The sequence below is a fragment of the Listeria farberi genome (assembly GCF_014229295.1).
Taxonomy (GTDB): Bacteria; Bacillota; Bacilli; order Lactobacillales; family Listeriaceae; genus Listeria; species Listeria farberi.
The window spans coordinates 450526-468150 of sequence record NZ_JAARZL010000001.1; the positions used below are offsets into that span (position 1 = coordinate 450526).

General features: G+C 35.2%; 18 protein-coding genes. 13 read left to right on the forward strand and 5 right to left on the reverse strand.

The features are described 5' to 3' along the window. Nucleotides 1–70: 70 nt before the first annotated feature. A complete protein-coding gene (gene bcaP, locus HCB38_RS02200) occupies nucleotides 71–1462 on the forward strand; it encodes a branched-chain amino acid transporter BcaP (RefSeq protein ID WP_185637428.1) in 1392 nt (463 codons plus the stop codon). 88 nt (nucleotides 1463–1550) lie between these two features. After that, complete coding sequence (locus tag HCB38_RS02205) at nucleotides 1551–2390, forward strand: VOC family protein (protein WP_185637430.1); 840 nt, start codon at nucleotides 1551–1553, stop codon at nucleotides 2388–2390. Nucleotides 2391–2472: 82 nt separating this feature from the next. Here the strand turns inward: HCB38_RS02205 and HCB38_RS02210 are convergent, their stop codons facing one another. Then, entirely contained in the window at nucleotides 2473–2757 is a 285-nt protein-coding gene (locus HCB38_RS02210) for a hypothetical protein (protein WP_185618596.1), read from the reverse strand. A 96-nt stretch (nucleotides 2758–2853) separates the two neighbouring features. Here HCB38_RS02210 and HCB38_RS02215 point away from each other — a divergent pair, with 96 nt between their 5' ends. From HCB38_RS02215 to HCB38_RS02230, 4 genes are read left to right on the forward strand one after another with little or no spacing between them, the layout of a single operon-like run. Beyond that, the gene (locus HCB38_RS02215; protein WP_185318138.1) at nucleotides 2854–3804 is read left to right on the forward strand and encodes a magnesium transporter CorA family protein; all 951 of its coding nucleotides are present in this window, start codon (nucleotides 2854–2856) and stop codon (nucleotides 3802–3804) included. Between the two features lie 23 nt (nucleotides 3805–3827). Continuing rightward, nucleotides 3828–4469, forward strand: coding sequence for a GntR family transcriptional regulator (locus HCB38_RS02220; RefSeq protein ID WP_185618594.1), 642 nt, complete (start codon nucleotides 3828–3830; stop codon nucleotides 4467–4469). A 41-nt stretch (nucleotides 4470–4510) separates the two neighbouring features. After that, the gene (locus HCB38_RS02225; protein WP_185637432.1) at nucleotides 4511–7201 is read left to right on the forward strand and encodes a YhgE/Pip domain-containing protein; all 2691 of its coding nucleotides are present in this window, start codon (nucleotides 4511–4513) and stop codon (nucleotides 7199–7201) included. A gap of 45 nt (nucleotides 7202–7246) precedes the next feature. After that, nucleotides 7247–7894 (forward strand): GntR family transcriptional regulator, encoded by a 648-nt coding sequence (locus HCB38_RS02230; protein WP_185637998.1) that lies wholly within the window; start codon nucleotides 7247–7249, stop codon nucleotides 7892–7894. An 8-nt stretch (nucleotides 7895–7902) separates the two neighbouring features. Here HCB38_RS02230 and HCB38_RS02235 read toward each other — a convergent pair whose 3' ends face one another. After that, on the reverse strand, nucleotides 7903–8439 hold the full coding sequence (locus HCB38_RS02235) for a GNAT family N-acetyltransferase (RefSeq protein ID WP_185318141.1): 537 nt from the start codon (nucleotides 8437–8439) through the stop codon (nucleotides 7903–7905). After that, nucleotides 8426–9382 (reverse strand): DUF975 family protein, encoded by a 957-nt coding sequence (locus HCB38_RS02240; protein WP_185637995.1) that lies wholly within the window; start codon nucleotides 9380–9382, stop codon nucleotides 8426–8428. Before HCB38_RS02240 ends, HCB38_RS02235 begins: the two co-directional genes overlap by 14 nt. Nucleotides 9383–9571: 189 nt before the next feature. Between HCB38_RS02240 and HCB38_RS02245 the strand changes: the two genes are divergently transcribed. Together HCB38_RS02245 and HCB38_RS02250 are read left to right on the forward strand one after the other, a co-directional pair. Then, a complete protein-coding gene (locus HCB38_RS02245; protein ID WP_185318142.1) occupies nucleotides 9572–9781 on the forward strand; it encodes an Lmo0654 family protein in 210 nt (69 codons plus the stop codon). 73 nt (nucleotides 9782–9854) lie between these two features. Then, a complete protein-coding gene (locus tag HCB38_RS02250) occupies nucleotides 9855–10562 on the forward strand; it encodes a metallophosphoesterase family protein (RefSeq protein ID WP_185318143.1) in 708 nt (235 codons plus the stop codon). Nucleotides 10563–10604: 42 nt separating this feature from the next. On the opposite strand, the gene HCB38_RS02255 is transcribed toward HCB38_RS02250, so the two are convergent. Further along, a complete protein-coding gene (locus HCB38_RS02255) occupies nucleotides 10605–11168 on the reverse strand; it encodes a DUF420 domain-containing protein (protein ID WP_003724396.1) in 564 nt (187 codons plus the stop codon). A gap of 120 nt (nucleotides 11169–11288) precedes the next feature. Between HCB38_RS02255 and HCB38_RS02260 the strand changes: the two genes are divergently transcribed. Further along, the gene (locus HCB38_RS02260; RefSeq protein WP_185318144.1) at nucleotides 11289–11705 is read left to right on the forward strand and encodes a hypothetical protein; all 417 of its coding nucleotides are present in this window, start codon (nucleotides 11289–11291) and stop codon (nucleotides 11703–11705) included. Nucleotides 11706–11870: 165 nt separating this feature from the next. Next, nucleotides 11871–12500 (forward strand): endonuclease III domain-containing protein, encoded by a 630-nt coding sequence (locus HCB38_RS02265; protein ID WP_185318996.1) that lies wholly within the window; start codon nucleotides 11871–11873, stop codon nucleotides 12498–12500. Here the strand turns inward: HCB38_RS02265 and HCB38_RS02270 are convergent. Then, nucleotides 12497–13393, reverse strand: a complete 897-nt coding sequence (locus HCB38_RS02270; protein ID WP_185318145.1) for an Rgg/GadR/MutR family transcriptional regulator — start codon at nucleotides 13391–13393, stop codon at nucleotides 12497–12499. The two genes, HCB38_RS02265 and HCB38_RS02270, sit on opposite strands and share 4 nt — an antisense overlap. A 232-nt stretch (nucleotides 13394–13625) precedes the next feature. Here HCB38_RS02270 and HCB38_RS02275 point away from each other — a divergent pair, with 232 nt between their 5' ends. The 3 genes from HCB38_RS02275 (at nucleotide 13626) to HCB38_RS02285 (ending at nucleotide 17526) form a co-directional block, all read left to right on the forward strand. Then, nucleotides 13626–13907: a transposase gene (locus tag HCB38_RS02275; protein WP_003765800.1), complete on the forward strand. Its 282-nt coding sequence runs from the start codon at nucleotides 13626–13628 to the stop codon at nucleotides 13905–13907. A 280-nt stretch (nucleotides 13908–14187) separates the two neighbouring features. Further along, a complete protein-coding gene (locus tag HCB38_RS02280) occupies nucleotides 14188–16677 on the forward strand; it encodes a LapB repeat-containing protein (RefSeq protein ID WP_185637434.1) in 2490 nt (829 codons plus the stop codon). A 195-nt stretch (nucleotides 16678–16872) separates the two neighbouring features. Then, complete coding sequence (locus HCB38_RS02285) at nucleotides 16873–17526, forward strand: cyclic nucleotide-binding domain-containing protein (RefSeq protein ID WP_185637436.1); 654 nt, start codon at nucleotides 16873–16875, stop codon at nucleotides 17524–17526. The last annotated feature ends 99 nt before the right edge of the window (nucleotides 17527–17625 follow it).

Consider the following 17625-nt stretch of genomic DNA (forward strand, 5'->3'; position numbering starts at 1 on the left):
CACAATTCTATTGACCTTTAAAGCGTAAAAGTATACTATTTTAGAAGATCGTAAAAAGGTAGGCGACAAAATGAATTCATTGTTTAGAAGAAAACCGATAGAAGATTTAATGCATAATAAAAGTGGAAGCATCCATTTAAAGCAAACGTTAGGACCACTAGATTTAACTTTACTAGGTGTTGGAGCAATTGTTGGAACCGGGATTTTTATTTTACCTGGTACTGTAGCTGCAAAAAATGCTGGACCGGCGATTATATTTTCTTTTGTCATTGCTGCGATTGTTTGTGCGATTGCTGCGATGTGTTATTCAGAGTTTGCATCTAGTGTTCCGGTTGCAGGGAGCGCTTATACATACGGCTATATTGTCTTTGGCGAGTTAATCGGCTGGTTGCTTGGCTGGGCACTTATTTTAGAATACGGGCTTGCTGTGGCATCTGTCGCAAGTGGCTGGTCTTCTTATTTAAATGCGTTACTTTCAGGTTTTCATATTTCCATCCCTGAAGCAGTATCTGGGTCTTTTAATCCAGAAGTAGGTACATTTATTAATTTGCCGGCAATTATTATCGTTCTAGTGATAGCTTTCTTATTAACACTTGGAATAAAAGAGTCAACACGTGTGAATACAATTATGGTAGCCATCAAAGTAGGTGTTATTTTACTTTTCTTAGTAGTTGGCGTATTTTATGTGAAACCAGATAATTGGCAACCATTTATGCCGTTTGGGATTAGTGGTGTAATGAACGGAGCTGCACTTGTATTCTTTGCTTATTTAGGCTTTGATGCTGTTTCCTCCGCCGCAGAAGAAGTGAAAAACCCGCAACGAACTATGCCAATTGGGATAATAGGATCGCTACTTATTTGTACTATTTTATATGTAGCTGTTTCAGCTGTTCTAACTGGAATGGTACCATATACTGCTTTAAATGTTACTGATCCAGTGGCTTATGCTTTGCAAGTGATTAATCAAGATTGGGTGGCTGGTATTGTATCACTCGGAGCTGTAGTTGGTATGATTACAGTTATTTTAGTAATGAGCTACGGTGCTACAAGATTGATTTTTGCAATGGGACGTGATGGTTTATTACCAAAAGTACTAGCAGAAATTAATCAAAAATATCAAACCCCAGTCAAAAACACCTGGATTTTTGCAGTCATTGTGGCAATTATTAGTGGACTTGTACCACTTGATAGATTGGCTGAATTAGTCAATATTGGAACTCTCTTAGCATTTATGATGGTGTCTATCGGAATTATTTTCTTGCGCAAAAATAATTCCATTCAACAAGCAGGCTTCAAAGTGCCATTTTATCCTGTGCTACCAATAATCTCATTTTTACTATGCGCCTTTCTCATAAGCCGCTTATCTGTTCACACTTGGATTCTTTGCGGGATTTGGTTTGTAATCGGATTAATTGTGTACTTTGCATATGGTAGAAAACATAGTGAATTACTTAAAAAATAATTAACTTACTTTTTGTAAGTCGTTTTGTTGGTATTTGGACGCTCCTTGTGTTGTAATGAATGTATTACAATAAAAGGAGCGTTTTTACATGGTGAAAATTAATGAAAAATTACGATTAGGCGAAGTTGTCTTAAATGTAGGTCATTTAAAAGAGATGGCAGGTTTTTATCAAGAAGTAATTGGTCTAACTTTATTAGAAGAAAATGATCGAATGGTGAGATTAGGAGTAAATGGTTCGAATGAGGCATTACTAGTTCTAAAAAAAATAGAGGGTGCCGTTGTTCCAGAAGTACCGAGGATTGGATTATTCCATACTGCATTTTTATTACCAAGTCGAGAAAGTTTAGCAGATGTACTCGTGCATTTAGCTCAGTCAGGTTATCCGATTGACGGAGCGGGGGACCATGCATATAGTGAGGCGCTTTACTTACATGATATTGAAGGAAACGGTATTGAAATTTACGCTGATCGGCCAAAAAATAGTTGGATGCGTGATAGTGCTGGGAATTTACCCATGGTAACAGAGCAAGTAGATGTGGATGACTTATTAAAAATCGCAACTGGAAAACCTTTCACTGGAATGCCAAGTGGGACAATTATTGGGCATGTGCATTTACAGGTAGCTGATGCAGACAAGGCAGAGCAATTTTATAAAGAAGCGCTTGGCATGAATTTAACAACAGCCATTCCATCAGCAAGATTTTTTGCAGCAGGTGATTATCATCATCATATTGGCTCAAATATGTGGGCTGGGCGTAATTTGGAAAATCGTCGTGAGAATGAAGTTGGCCTAGCTTGGTTTACAATTACCACCCCAGACAAAGAAGCGATAACAACGAATTTAAAGCAACAAGGTTATGAAGTAAAACAATTAGACGAAGCAATTTCAGTTACCGATTCAAATGGAATTATGATACACTTTAAATAAAAAAAGAACTGTTTAAGCGAAAAATGAGCTTAAACAGTTTTTTGATGCGATAATAAGGGAAAGGTAGATTAGATTATTTATTTTAATGTTTTCGTTGGATTGTTTTCTTGAAAAGCCAGTTGCTTGATTGGAAAAGTGTTAAAGCGATTAAAACTACGCCGATTCCAAGATTTAAATATGAAAGAGCTAAAGCTGCATTATCTGGAAATGAGTTTTGTACAAGGATAAAAATGATAAAGAAACCGCTGTTTGCACAAAAAGCAATCCAAAACCAAGATAAGCCACCTAGTTTACCAACTATAAAAGATAGTCCTGAGATAATTGCTGCTAAAACAACTCCAGTAAGTATCATTGACATAAATTCCATTTTCATCGCTCCTTTGTCATAAATGAATTATTATTAATAATAATGTAACATAAATGAAATATTTTGTAAAGAACTTAGAAGAAAGGAGATACACAAATGATTGAATATTTTAAAACAACGAACGAAAAAATGGAGCAATTATCCGAGTTAGAAGATGGTTGCTGGGTAAAGGTAACCGCTCCAACAGAAGAAGAAATTGAGCAATTAAGTAAAGAAATGGATGTGCCAAGACCTTATATCTTAGATGCCCTTGATTCAGAGGAACGCTCAAGAATAGAATTAAAACGAGCAGAACAAGATGTAAGACACTCCTTAGTTATTGTCGACTATCCATATGAATCAGAGGATGAACTTGGCTACACGATGTATGAAACATTGCCTATAGGTATCATATTAACGAGGAACTATCTAGTCACGATTTCTTTGCGCGACTTACTTATCTTAGAAGATGTTCGTACCATGAAACTAGAAACTTACGATACAACGAACCATAAACAATTTTTGTTAAAATTATTGTACGCTGTATCTTATTATTACCTCAAATACTTAAATCAAATCATCAAACAAACAAATAATTTAGAATTACAGATTAAACAGTCGATGAAAAATGAACAACTGTATGCGTTTATGGCAGTTCAGAAAAGTTTAGTTTTTTTTGCAACAGCACTTCAATCGAATAAAGCAATACTCGATAAAATGGAAGATGTGGAACATTTTATGCAACAAGAAGATAACCATGATTTACTTAGGGATGTTATTATTGAAAATAAACAAGCCATTGCGATGACTGATACATATACGCAAATTATTAGTGGCATGTCAGACGTGTTTTCTTCTGTTATTTCTAATAATTTGAATATCGTGATGAAATTTTTAACATCTTTTACGATTATTTTATCTTTACCAACTATTGTGGCGAGCGTTTACGGGATGAATATTAAGTTGCCATTTATGCATAATGATCACGCGTTTGCATTAATTCTTTTATTTACGTTATTAATCACAACGGGGGTAACAGTGATTTTTTGGCGTAGAAAATACTTTTAATATATAGAAAACGAGGGATGAGCATGGAAAAACAAACATACGAAAAATTAGCATATTATACAATCAAAGAAAAAATTCTCAGTGGGAAGCTTCATGTTGGGCAACATATTTCAGAAGCGGGTATTGCAAAAGAATTATCTATCAGTAGAACTCCTGTCAGAAAAGCAATTGCGGTTTTAGTATCCGAAGAATTAATCGAATATGAGCTGAACCGGGGGGCAATTGTGATTGAAAGTAGCATGAGCGCTGGTCGTTTTATCGAACTACTCGAAATGGCAGAAATACTCGTCGCGCAAACCATTGAAAAATGTAGAAGTAAAAATTTGACTTACAAACCGGAACAAGGCAATGAATTGCTAAAAGAAATGAGGATTATTCAAAAAGAAGAGAACGTGGATGCTTACTTAACTTTGTTGAGCAAATGGCTTTTACAATTTGTCGCACAACTAGCTAATAGTTATGCAGAAGATATTGTACGGAAAATGAAACGTGATTTCTTTAATAAAGCACAAAAAGATATTAAAATAATACCAGTGCTTTTGGAAGAAGAAACGATGGATACGTTAGAACAACTTACTTTTTACATGGTAGAAAAGAAATATGACTTAGCAAAAGAGGTAATGCAAAAATTAGTGAATTTGTATATTATCCGTACATTTAGATAGTATTTCTAAAATGATTTGCTTATATACAGGAGGTGCTTTTGATGCGGAAAGTATACGAAATATTTATTTTAGACTGGCGCCGTCTCTTTAAAGCGCCTTTAGCTTTATTATTAGTTATTGCCTTAATTATTTTGCCGTCGTTATATGCATGGTTTAATATTGAAGCTCTTTGGGACCCGTATTCCAATACATCAGGAATCAAAGTAGCTGTTTCGATTGATGATGAAGGCGCAGAAGTAGACGTACCAGGAAAAAATCCTCAACAAGTGAACGTTGGGAATCAGCTTAAGAAAACACTGGAGAAAAATAAAAAACTTGGTTGGACTTTTGTTAGTGAAGAAGAAGCGAAAAAAGGTGTAAAAAGCGGAAAATATTATGCTTCAATTCATATTCCGAAAAATTTCTCAGAGGATATGGTTTCGGTTGTAAGTGATAACGTCAAAAAACCAACAATTAACTACTCGGTTAATGAAAAAATCAATGCTATCGCACCAAAAATGACAGAAAGTGGAGCAACAACGATTGTTAACCAAATTAGTTCCGAGTTTGTAGGGACGGTGAGTAAGGCTGTTTTAGAAGAGTTTAATAAAGCAGGGATTGACCTTGAAAACGAGCTTCCGACAATTAGACGTTTAAAGACCAAAGTATTCCAAGTACAAGATGCTTTACCAGAACTTAAAAAAATGGGCGCAGAGGCTGTTAAAATTGAAGCCAAATTACCTGAACTAAAAACAAAAGCGAACCAAATTGTTGAGCTAAATGAAAAAATACCTGAACTAAATAAAGCGACAAAAAACGTTTTATTAGTAGAAGAACAGCTACCGAAAATCGATCAACTTGGTCAAGATATTCTTGTGCTCCAAAAGAAAATCCCAGAAATTAAACAAATTGCAGAGTCAGTAAAAGAAGTAGATGAAAACTTCGGAACGATCAAAAAAACAGTCAATGACGCAGTAAATGAATCAGGCAAGGCGCTTGATGTGATTGATACTGCGACAGCGGCGATTCCGACTGTTGAAAAAATTGCTGAAAATGGTAGTGGATATGTCGATAAAGTATCCGATTTTGCAGACGAAATTAATAAGTCATTTGATACATTAGCGCCTGCCATTAAACAAAACTTAACGCTAATGAAGCAAATGGCAGATAATATTTATCAAGTAACAGAAGCAATCAAAAATGGTTCTATCAACTCCGAACAAGCGATTTCAGAACTGAAGAAAATGGAAAACGACATTGATTCCTTACAACAAATGATTACAAAACAAACTGCGACTTTGGAAAGCTTAAATGAAACTTTACCGAATAAGCCATTTACAGATTTAATCGCAAACTTAAAAACGATTAATAGCCAACTAGGCGCACAAAAAGAAACAATCACAAAAATACGCACAGCACTAGAAAATGGCGAACAACCGGCTGAGGAACTTTTAAATCAATTGAATGAACAAGCCAAAAATGTTAGCGCAAAATTAGACCAAATTTTAGCAAACTATGATTCGGAGATTGTTCCAGCAATCAAAACTGGCTTAAATCAAATTCAAGGTGACTTAAAAGACAGCCAAAAATTACTACAAAACTTGCAAGCAAAAATCCCAGAAATTACTCAAGTATTGAAAGATTCCAGAGAAACACTGCAAACTGGGCAAACGTATTTAAAAGAATTTCAAGAGCGACTGCCAGAAATTCAGAAAACATTGGATGAAGCAACTAAAGTTATTAATACGAAACTAGATACAATTATCGCGGGTATTAACGAAGCAGCTAATTTTTATCAAAACGATTATCCAAACGTAAAAGCTAACATCAAAAAAGCAGCCAACTTCATTCGCGATGATTTACCAGGACTCGAAAAAGAAATAAATCAAGCATCCAATCTGATTCAAGAAAAAATGCCAGAGTTCGAAAAAGCCATTAAAATTGCAGCAAATCTTTCCAGAGAAGAACTGCCAGAATTTGAAAAAGCAATTAATAATGCCGCCAATAAAATTACCGATTTTGATAAAAATTATGATTTGCAAAGTATTATTAAAATGCTTAGAAATGATGCCGATAAAGATAGTTCCTTTATTGCGAACCCAGTTAACTTAAAAGAAACAAGTTACTATCCGATTCCAAACTACGGCTCGGCAAGCTCGCCATTTTATACAGCACTTTGTTTATGGGTTGGGGCGCTCTTACTTATTTCATTACTACGCGTTGATGTAGAGGTGCCAGCGGGTATTTTCAGTCATTACCATCGTTATTTTGGCCGATTATTAACGTTCTTATCAATCGGGTTAATGCAAGCTCTTATTGTTACGCTTGGAAACATATTCTTGCTTGGTGTTTCCATCGCCGAACCTTTACTTCATGTGCTCTTTAGCATGTTTATCAGTGTAGTCTTCATGACGATTGTCTACACACTCGTATCTTTATTTAATAACGTCGGAAAAGGGATTGCGATTATCTTGTTAGTACTACAAATTTCAGGAGCAGGCGGAAACTTCCCAATTCAAGTTTCACCGCCATTTTTCCAAGCGATTTATCCGTTCTTGCCGTTCACTTATGCTGTTAGTTTAATCAGGGAAAGTGTAGGCGGGCTTTATATGCCAACTGTTTGGATTGACATGAGCGTTCTTGCTGGATTTGCCATCTTGTTTATTGCATTAGGCTTGTTACTCAAAAAACCGCTCGACAAAATAGTACCAAAACTATCCGAAAAAGCAAAACGAAGCAAGCTTATTCACTAACAATTTTTCTATGATATAATTACTAGCGAACAGGGGGCGGAATTAATAGTGAATAAATATAAAACATTAGATAAAATGGTTTATAACTTACTTCTCGAAAAGATTAAAAAAGGCGATTTAGTTTGTAATGAACATCTCGCTGAAGAAAAACTTGCTACTGAATTCGGAGTTAGTCGCTCCCCACTTCGAAAAGCAATTGCTACTCTCACAGCTCAAGGTATTGTTAGCTATCACGAAAATAGTGGGGCCGTTTTAAATGATGTACTTATTGATTCAGATCGCTATGTGCAATTAATGGACACTATTGATATTTTAGTTGATGCAGCAATAGCAAAAGTAGAACACTTCGGTTTGAAGGTAGAAATAGAAAAACTATATGAACGTTTACAAGAAATGGAACGATTTTCTTATTTAACAGATGTCAAAAGCTATTTTGATGCTCATCATCGTTTTATTCTTTGTTTAATTAGTTTCGCTGAAAACCCATACCAAGTGAAGATTGCAAAAGATATTTTCTTTCAAATGGTTCATTTTTCGGATGGTATTAATATTTTTAAATCAGTTGAAATTAGAGAATGGACCAATAAAAAAAGCAACCAAATATATGAGCTACTCGCGCAAGATAAAACCGAAATAGCTAGGAAGACAATTAAATCCATGTTTGCTGAACTTACAATTCAAGCGTATCGATAAAAGAGCTGTCACAAAAGTGACAGCTCTTTTTGATATAAATTAAACCCATTCTTCTCACCAGAAAACATAAAGCCATAACGCAGATACATTTGATTAAGGGCTTTGTTTGTTTTGATGCAATCTAACCGAACAAACGGAACAGACATGTTAAGTGCCAATTGTTCAGCGAAACTAATCATTTGTTTACTTAAAGAAATGCCACTAAAATCTCTTGATACCATTATTCGGTGTAAGTAATAAGCTGATTGTTCATGCCTATCACCCCATAAATCCGTATCCCATTCACTCGGCGTTTTTCTGATAATCATTACTCCAGCTAGTTTTCCATCAGTCGCCTCAAAAAGTGCAACCTCGCTAAGCTCAATCCGTTGTTCAATATTATGAACATCAAATCCATGTAAAATATCGCTCCACTGGGTCGAACCCGATTCTTTTAACCAGCGCGCAGTATTTACCATTAATTTATTTATTGCTGAACGATCATTTGGCAAAGCAAAGCGGACTAGAAATTCCAGTCCGCCAGCTGTTATTTTATTTTGGTTCATTATTGTCTTTTGGAGCCTCAGGAGCTTCTGGAGTCTCAGGAGTTTCTGGTGCTTCCTTCGTTTCAGGAGCTTCTGGAACTTCTGGTGTTTCGGGTTCTACCTTTGTTTCAGGTCCAAATCCCTCTGGATGAGTGTCTTCTACAAAAGGATCAGATTCTCTTGTACCAAATGGATCAATTTCTTCTTCCACAATAACTGTTTCTTCAGTATAAGTGCCTTCGCTTGCTGCATATAAATCATCATAGAATACAGCGATAGAAGTTATTAAATACGGATAAACATAAAGTGAAATACCAAGAGTAATTAACCAAGAGGCAAGTATTAATACGAGACCACCAAATGTAGCTCCGGCAGCAAGTGCGGTAACTAATTCAGCAGGATCAGTTGTATAAGAAGTAGTAGCCATACCACCAGCAATGATGACAGAACCTGCAATTGCTACAGCTAAAGGAATTAAATACCAAAGAAGGAATGTAAGGGAAAGACCAAATAGTCTGCCTTTATGTCCGTTCATCATATGGCGACTTTCTGTAATAGCATCAAGTGCCGAGATGTTAGGATTATCTCGTAAAATAAAGAATGTTTGCGAATAGGAATAAGCTTTAATAATTCCAGGTACGATGAGTAATAAGCTCCATAAGAATGTGAAAATGGAAATAAGTAAGTAAGCTAAAAACGTACGACCAAATTCTTTAAAGCCACTAAACATATAGGCAACATCAGGTTGTTCACGGCGGCTAATTGCTAAGTATACCCAAGCGACCCCCGTATAAAGTGGTCCTGTCAATAGAAACAGGGCAATCCAGCCAACAACAGGAATCCAACCAAGTACCCCTCCGCCAACAGTTTCAATTAACCATGCAAGAACAAATATCCCAATGGCAATACCCCAGTTGCCACGTAGCGACTCTTTCGCTGTCTGTTTTACTTGTGAAATAGTCATCATAATGAAAACTCCTTTTTAATTTATTTTAAGTATAATAGCGAAAATACCTACTTTTAAAATAGCATACTTTTAGGCACTAATACAGCAATATGAAGTGTTATAAAAAAATGTTTAAAATAGGATTAATTTTCTTTTAATAAGGGAAAAGTAACGTTATATGGTATGAATAATTTGGAGGTGGCGCAGATGGCCCATGAGAATTTAAGAGAGTTAGAAGATCAATTAATTGCATTGCGGCAACAATATCAAGAAGCTTTAAGTGAAACACGAGAATTTGAAGATCCACAACTTCAAAATGGACCAATTAACGCTGCTGAAGTAAGATTAAGTGCATTACGTCACGAAATTACTGAAGTAGAGAAAAAAATTAAAAAAGTAGAAGGTAATACCAAATAAGGAAAAGACGTCCTTTTGCTAATGTTATGTTAGCGAAAGGGCGTTTCTTTTACGAGGGTTTGGAGGTATAACGATGAAGCCTATTTTTGCTATTGGAGATGTACATGGTGAAATTACACTTTTAGATGAGCTACTAGAAAACTGGAATAAAGAGCAAGAGCGGCTTTTATTTGTAGGGGACTTAATTGACCGCGGGGAAAATCCGGCAGCAGTACTTAGACGCGTGAAAGAGCTAGCTGATAAGACAGAAGTGATAGTTTTAAAAGGTAATCATGAGCAAATGTTGCTTGATTTTCTAGATAACCCTTCTGAAAAAATGCATTATTATTTAAGCCAAGGTGGGATGGAAACAATCCAATCTTTAATCGCTGACTCTTCAGACAAAAAAATGACGCCAGAAGGATTAGCTAAACGCGTAAAAGAAGAAGCTTCTGAACTCATTGATTTCATTCGACATTTGCCACTTTATTATGAAGAAGGTAAATATGTATTTGTCCATGCGGGAGTAGATTTTTCTAAACCAAATTGGCAAGATACGGAGGAACGTGATTTTTTCTGGATTCGGGAACCATTTTTATTTGGGAAAAATAAAACCGGGAAAGTCTTTATCTTTGGGCATACTCCCGTGCAAAATTTACATAATGATGGAAGTGCTAGAATATGGGTTTCTGAAGATAGAACTCGACTTGATATTGATGGCGGCGCTGTTTTTGGCGGGGAACTTCACGGAGTTGTTGTGGAGGAAAATGTCATTACAAAAAGTTTTTCAGTAAAAAAATAAGCATCAAATGAGCTCATTAAAAGAGCTCATTTGATGCTTTTTTTAATAATAAGGTGCCATAAATAAGTAAACTAGTACGCCAGTTAAGCTGACATATAGCCATATCGGCATAGTCCAGCGAACGATTTTTTTGTGTTTCTCAATTTGCATCGTCCAACCCCAAACAAGTGCAAATAGCGCTAATGGAACGACGATTGCAGCTAAGAAACTATGTGTAATTAAAATGAAAAAGTAGATTGGTCGGATAATCCCGGTTCCGCCAAACGTAGAAGTTTCTGCTGAGAGATAATGGAACGTTAAGTAAGTTACTAAGAAGAATAAAGTGGATGTAAATGCTGCTAAAATAAAGCCACGGTGCATCTTAATGTTTTTCTTTTTTATAATCGCCCAAAGTGCAATAACTAAAAATACAAAGGTAAAACTATTAAAGATGGCGTTCATGCGTGGGAAGATAGTAATGTCGAAATGTACTGCTCCTTGATACCCAATCGGTGAGAAGAAGAGTAGTAAAATTACTACAACCGCAACAAATGAAATAATCATTATCGGCCAAAAATAGTTTTTTTCTGATGTCGGTTTTGTGAGTTTTTCTTTATTTTGTTCCATGAAAAAAATAGCCCCCTAAATATAAAAAATTGCTGTACTACTTTCATTATACATGACGACCATAACGGATGCGAAAGATTGAACTTTTAAGGTATAATGGGTTAGGAAAGGGTGTTTCTAATGGCGATTATTGCGCGAGAACTAACAAAAGCGGAAGAAGCAGAAATTATCCGTTTAAAAGAAGAAGGCGAAGTGATGCTCGAAACGGACGGAACTCCAGAAGAGCGAATTGAAAAAATAGCCAAATATTTAAAAGATAACTCGCCAGACTTCGATTTGGCGGAGGAACTTGGTTATATTTTAGGGTCGCTGTATGGAGAAGCTGTCCGTGAAAAGTATCAGTGGAGTTGGCTATTTATTTCTGAAAATGATGTAGAAGGATACGCAATCACATCAAAAGAACATGGTTACACATTAATGGTGCATGATTATTTTATGCAAGTGATTGTTCGAAATAAACCGGATAATAGTAAGAAATTATTTGAATTAATGCCCGATATGATAGGTAATAAGGACGGATTCCGGGTTATCGGATGATGAGGAAAGTACGTTATTAAATAGAACTAGATTATTTAAAGAGAAAACATGTGAATGTTTTCTCTTTTTTGTTCATTTTGAGGGGTTAACGATAATAGATATTAGCAAAATATTATGCTACAGTGAAAGGATTAATAGGCTAGTTTTGGTGAGAGGTGAATGCGGTTGAATATAAATAAGCAAAAAGTGCAGGTTTTAAATAATTTAGTTGAGCTTTATGGTTATCAAGATTGGTGGGAAGATGACAATCGTCTTGCTGACTGGCTTTCGATGATATTAATCCAGCGTACAACCGAGAAAAATGCCAATCAAGCTTTAGCCAATCTCGCACCTTATTTAGATTTAGATAGTTTAACCAAAATGGATATGGCGCAACTAGAAGAGTTAATCTATCCAGCGGGTTTTTATAAACAAAAAAGCCTTTATATTAAAGCACTTATCGATTGGTTTGTTGGTCACGGGGCTAGTTTGGATAAATTTAGATCTTATGCAACAGAAGATTTGCGCAAAGAACTACTAGGTATTAAAGGTGTAGGGGAAGAAACGGCCGATGCAATGTTGCTGTATATTTTTGAACGTAATGTTTTTATTGCTGATTTATACGCTAGACGACTATTTACTAGGTTAGGCTTTGGCGAATTTAAAACCTACGAACAAATGCGCGAAGAATTTATGCCGATAACCGAAAATGTTCCACATAAACTGTGTAAAGAATGGCACTCAGTCATTGATGTTCACGGAAAGCACTTTGGGAAAGACAAAAGTATGAATGAATCGTGGCTGTTAGAAAGCTAGCTCTTAAGAATATCTATACCTTTTAACCTGATAAACTGATCTAATAAAATTTCATATAAATAAGCAATTTCTTCAAAACGGAGGTCATTCATAATTTGAATGGCTTTTTTTGCTTGCTTGTAACCTTCTTGGATGTGATTGTTCTGCATTTTTACTAATCCTTTTAAAAAATGGGAAATATTTCGGTAAAAGGCGCTTTCATTATAAATACATAAAGAGTCTAACAGGATGATGAGTTTGCTGGCAGAGGATACTTGACCACGCGAAATAAACATTTCAATCGTATTAATTAAAAGCGTACATAAAACACGTCTAGCCCGGTCGTAGTTTTTATAAGGATGAATTGCTTTTATGACTTGATTTAAAAATTGAATTTGTAAATCTTCTTCAAAAAAATAGATGGAGTTAGCGCAAATCTTGAGTTCTTCTAATGTCCACGTATCAATCGAAAATAAATATTTTTGGATGGTACATTTATCTTCTGGTGTAATGAGGTCAACGGTGAATTCATTATATTTAAATAGATGTTCAACCATTTTTATTCTTGAGCGAACAAACGCTTTCCATACTTCTGCTAATTCTCCGTTATATTGAGACAATTGACTATAAAGTAGCTCTAAACTCGCAAGGTCATAGATGTTTCCTCGTTCTTGATTCATGCACAAATAATTCTTTTCTGCCGATTCAGAAAGCTCTCGATGGATATAGAAAAATTCATCTAAATCCATATTCATTCGTTTTAATATTTTTTCAAATAAGCTTAGAGTGATATCATGCTTTCCTTTTTCAAATTCGATAGCGAAGGATTTGGAAATGATATTATCGTATAAATCTTTTTGATGTATTCCTTTCGAAGTGCGAATATCTCTCACTGTTTTTCCATACCCATTCATTCAAGTTACTCCTTCTGTTTCAAAATTTAGATGAGGGCTGCATCTAAGAGGTGTGGCAAGGAGCTTAACAGCCATTTTACTTTTAAATCGTAGCATAGAAAATTTGGTGGAAGAAGTCCTATTTTTAGGACTTTATGAAAAAATGGTTGAAAAACTTGATATATTAGGACTGAAGAACAGATTCGTTTAGATCTTTTTTTATTATATTTAACTATAGAAAGAAGGAAGTTTTATGGCTAAAGCAAAATATGACGAGAATTTTAAAAAAAGTTTGGTTGCTTTATATCGCAGAGGAAAAACGAAGCATAGTATCTGTCAGGAATTTAGTGTCCCTAACTCAACTTTTGGAAAATGGGTTAAAAAATTTAATAATGATGATAATATTGAATCGAACGAAATCTTAAATATCTTGCAAGCACAGGAACTTAAAAAACAGCGAGTATTACTTGAGGAAGAGTTGTCTATTTTGACAGAAGCGATTGCGGTTTTTGAAAATCCCCCTAGTAAAGATTGAATTTTGTATTGGAATGAAAGTGGTTGCATTGAAATCACGAAAAACAGTTATTCTCTTAATTATAAATAGAGGATAACTGTTTTTTTATGTTTAACAGAGAAATGTTTTCTTTGGAGTACTTTTTGTTGATTTTTAGTCACATTTAAGATGGAATTGCTTATATTAATGGACTGAAACGGGCCTCATAGTAGGTATAATTGTTCTTAGTTAGCTACAAGGATACGTAAGAAAACAGGGGAAATTGAGGCAGACAAACCATACTACAAAGGAGGAGATGTATTTGAAGAAAATTTTACATATTATTATCGCGCTTAGTGTAGTTTGTTCGATAATTTTAGCGCCGGTGGATTGGTCCGCAAAAGCAGACAGTAATAATAAGAGAGATGATCTCATTAAATCTGTCAGTTTTTATAAATCAAATGGTCAAAATCTAACGGCGAAGGAAAACTATAATGAAAAACTCAATTATTTTTTAGAAGTAGCTTTTGGAGGGAATTCTTTCCAAAAAGGGGACTACTTTAATATTACTTTATCATCTGACGCTTTACTCTCTACAGAGAAAGCCTATGATTTGAAAGTGGATGTTGACCCAACAGCGGGAACTAACGAACAAGTAGTTGGTAAGGTTACTGTAGAAAAAATTAACGGCTCGCCAACATTGCACTTTGTTTTTACAGAAGATTCAGAGTCTTTTTTTATAAAAAGCTTTGATGCGAATTTTAAAATACAGGTGATGCCGGCGCATGGCGATAAAAACGTTATTAATCTTTCCTATAGTGGCGCTGCGAAAAATTTTAAAAATATTGGGACGAGCAGTGTGGAATTGAACGTAAATATGGCAAGTGACTGGCCACCAGTTGGAATTAGCGATTTTTCTAAAAAAAGTGGCGATTTATATCATGCGATTTTAGTATATGAAAAGCCGAGTAGCAAAGTGAATTACGAAACAGAAATTTTAGTATCATATCCGCTTTTTGAAAAACGAATTCCGCTTGGAAATGTGCAAAATATTAAAGTTGAGGTTTGGGATGAAGCAAAGGAGATTTATAGAGTTGGTATAGAAGGCGTGGATTATGGCACGATTACATACGATGTTGGAACTCCATTTGTAGGCGGTCCTATTTTCCAAATGAATTGCACTATTCCGTTTAAAGGTATTTCTACTAAAACACGTGTTAGTTTTGATATTGATACGAATGTGGACGGGAAACCTGGAACAACAGATCCATACTTGGTTAGTCTTTCTTCCGTATCATCAGCTACTAAGTCATTAGAATTCTATCCAGTGAATAATGCTGATACAAAAATGACAGCTGCTTTTTTTGGGAAAGTAACGACACGTTTTGAGGATGAATTAGGCAATCCGGTTACTTTTGATGATTATAGTACTGTAACAACCCCAGGAAAAGTCAATCAAGACGGTAAATTTGAAATAGCAGAACCTTTTTTACATAACTCCGTCCAAAACGTGGATAAACACGCCTATGATACTCTTTTGAATACTAATAAATATAAATTATTAGAGGTAACTTCTCCTAATAAACTATCTGAAACAGCGGATAATTTAAGTATTCAAATAAAGCGTGGCTACCAAAATGATGTTTTATACAAAATAAAAGCACTCCAAAAACCTGTCATTAGCGCACTTCCTGAAATCGAATATAGTAAAACAGTGAATAGGACAATGGAAGAGTTTTTAGAAGATGTGGAAGCAAAAACAGATATTCCAGCTGATATAAAATGTGATTTAGCGAATGTGAAATGGGGGATTCCGGGAGATTACCCAGTTCTTATAACCGCAGTGAATGAGGATAATCAAGTAGCAGATCCGGTTCCCGTAACAATTAAGATTTCCAAAAATCCCGCACCAGTCATAACAGTAGACCCAGAAATAACTTACGATAAAACAGTGACAAAAGATGAGAGTACATTACTAAATGAAGTAAATGCGCGAACAAATGATGATTCGACGATAACTTCTAACATTAACGATAAAGTAAAATGGGGCGTGCCAGGCGATTATGAAGTTACTTTGAACGCGATAAATGAAGATGGCGTTGCAGCGGAAGCAAAATCATTTATCGTTCATGTTTTGAAAAGCCCTGCACCAATTATTACAGTAGACCCAGAAATAACGTATCCGAAAACAATGACTAAAACGGAAGCGGAACTCCTTCAAGAAGTGAACGCCAAAACAAACGATGGTTCACCTCTTGTTTCAGATATGAATGATAAAGTAAAATGGAGTGTGCCAGGTGATTATGAGGTTACCTTGAATGCGGTAAATGAAGACGGCGTGGCAGCAGAAGCAAAATCATTTATCGTTCATATTTTAAAGAGTCCAGCACCAATTATTACGGTGGATCCAGATATAACCTATGATTCCACAATAATAAAAAATGAAACAGAGCTATTAAAAGAAGTTCGCGCAGATACTAATGATAACTCAGCTATTACTTCTGATGCTCCTGATAAAGTGAAATGGCAAACGCCGGGAAGCTATACTGTGACACTGAATGCAGTAAATGAAGATGGTATCCCAGCTGATCCAGTAACGTTTATCGTGCATATTGTAGAAGCAAAAAAAGCGCCAATTGTTATAGAAGAAAATCCAGCTGAGACGCCTACTAAGCCTACTAAGCAAAAAACCAAAGAGAATATTGTTATCAAGAAAACAACGCAACTTCCGAGAACAGGGGATACACATTCGAAAGCTATCTTAGGTGGGGTTCTTTGTTTGGGAGCATGGTATTTGCTTAGAAGAAAATAGACAAAAAACGCAAGTGAATTCACTTGCGTTTTTTGTGCTGGTTGCAGCTTAAAACCACTAGAGAAGAGATAAATTGCAAATTTGAATCATTCGTATTTTTAGAAACACGAGAAACGATTTTTTTATGGATAAAAGGGTATATTAACAAAATATGAATGCAGTTAGGAAAATATAAACTTGATGGTGGTGAGGCAAATGGACGACTGGTCAACGTTGATAGGAGAGTTAGAACATAATATCCTAGAAAAAGTTTGGATTATTAGAGAAGACCTAAATATATCGGAAGTATTTGAAATACAAAAATTAGAGGCGCATTTTATTTTAGTTTTAGAAGGTGTCTTACGTATGGAAAATGAACATCAACAAATTCTGCATTATTTTAGGAAGAATAATGTCATATATCAATCTCCATACGAATTAAGAGTGCAAAATAAATTAAAGCTAGTTGCTGAAACTCCTGCTCAAATTGTTTTACTACATCGTGAATTCTTTCTTAATCATGCAGCGAACAAACCTTCTTATTCTGAAAAATTAATGCGAGCGATTATGGATAATTCCGCGAGTTTTATGTTCGAATTAATGAAAAATGATCTTAAATCAGAGGATCGATTAGCATATTCATTGCAGCAGTTATGCCAAAGTTTAGAATTAGAAGTGAAAAATGAGTTTTATCTACTGCCTGATTATATTAATAAGAATAAATTGTCGCTTTATAGTAATATTTCGAGGAAAAGTTTATACAAATACCTACAAAAGTTAGAAAGAAAAGGACAGGTTAAAATCAATGGTAATCAAATACTTGTCCGCATTTCGCGATTTATAAATAGCGAGAATGTGGATTGGTTATAGAATAAAAAAGCAGCAATTGCTGGCGAAATTAATAATTCGAAAAAACGACACATGATTGATATTATGGAGTGTATTTTACACATATTAGCTCTCTTCAGC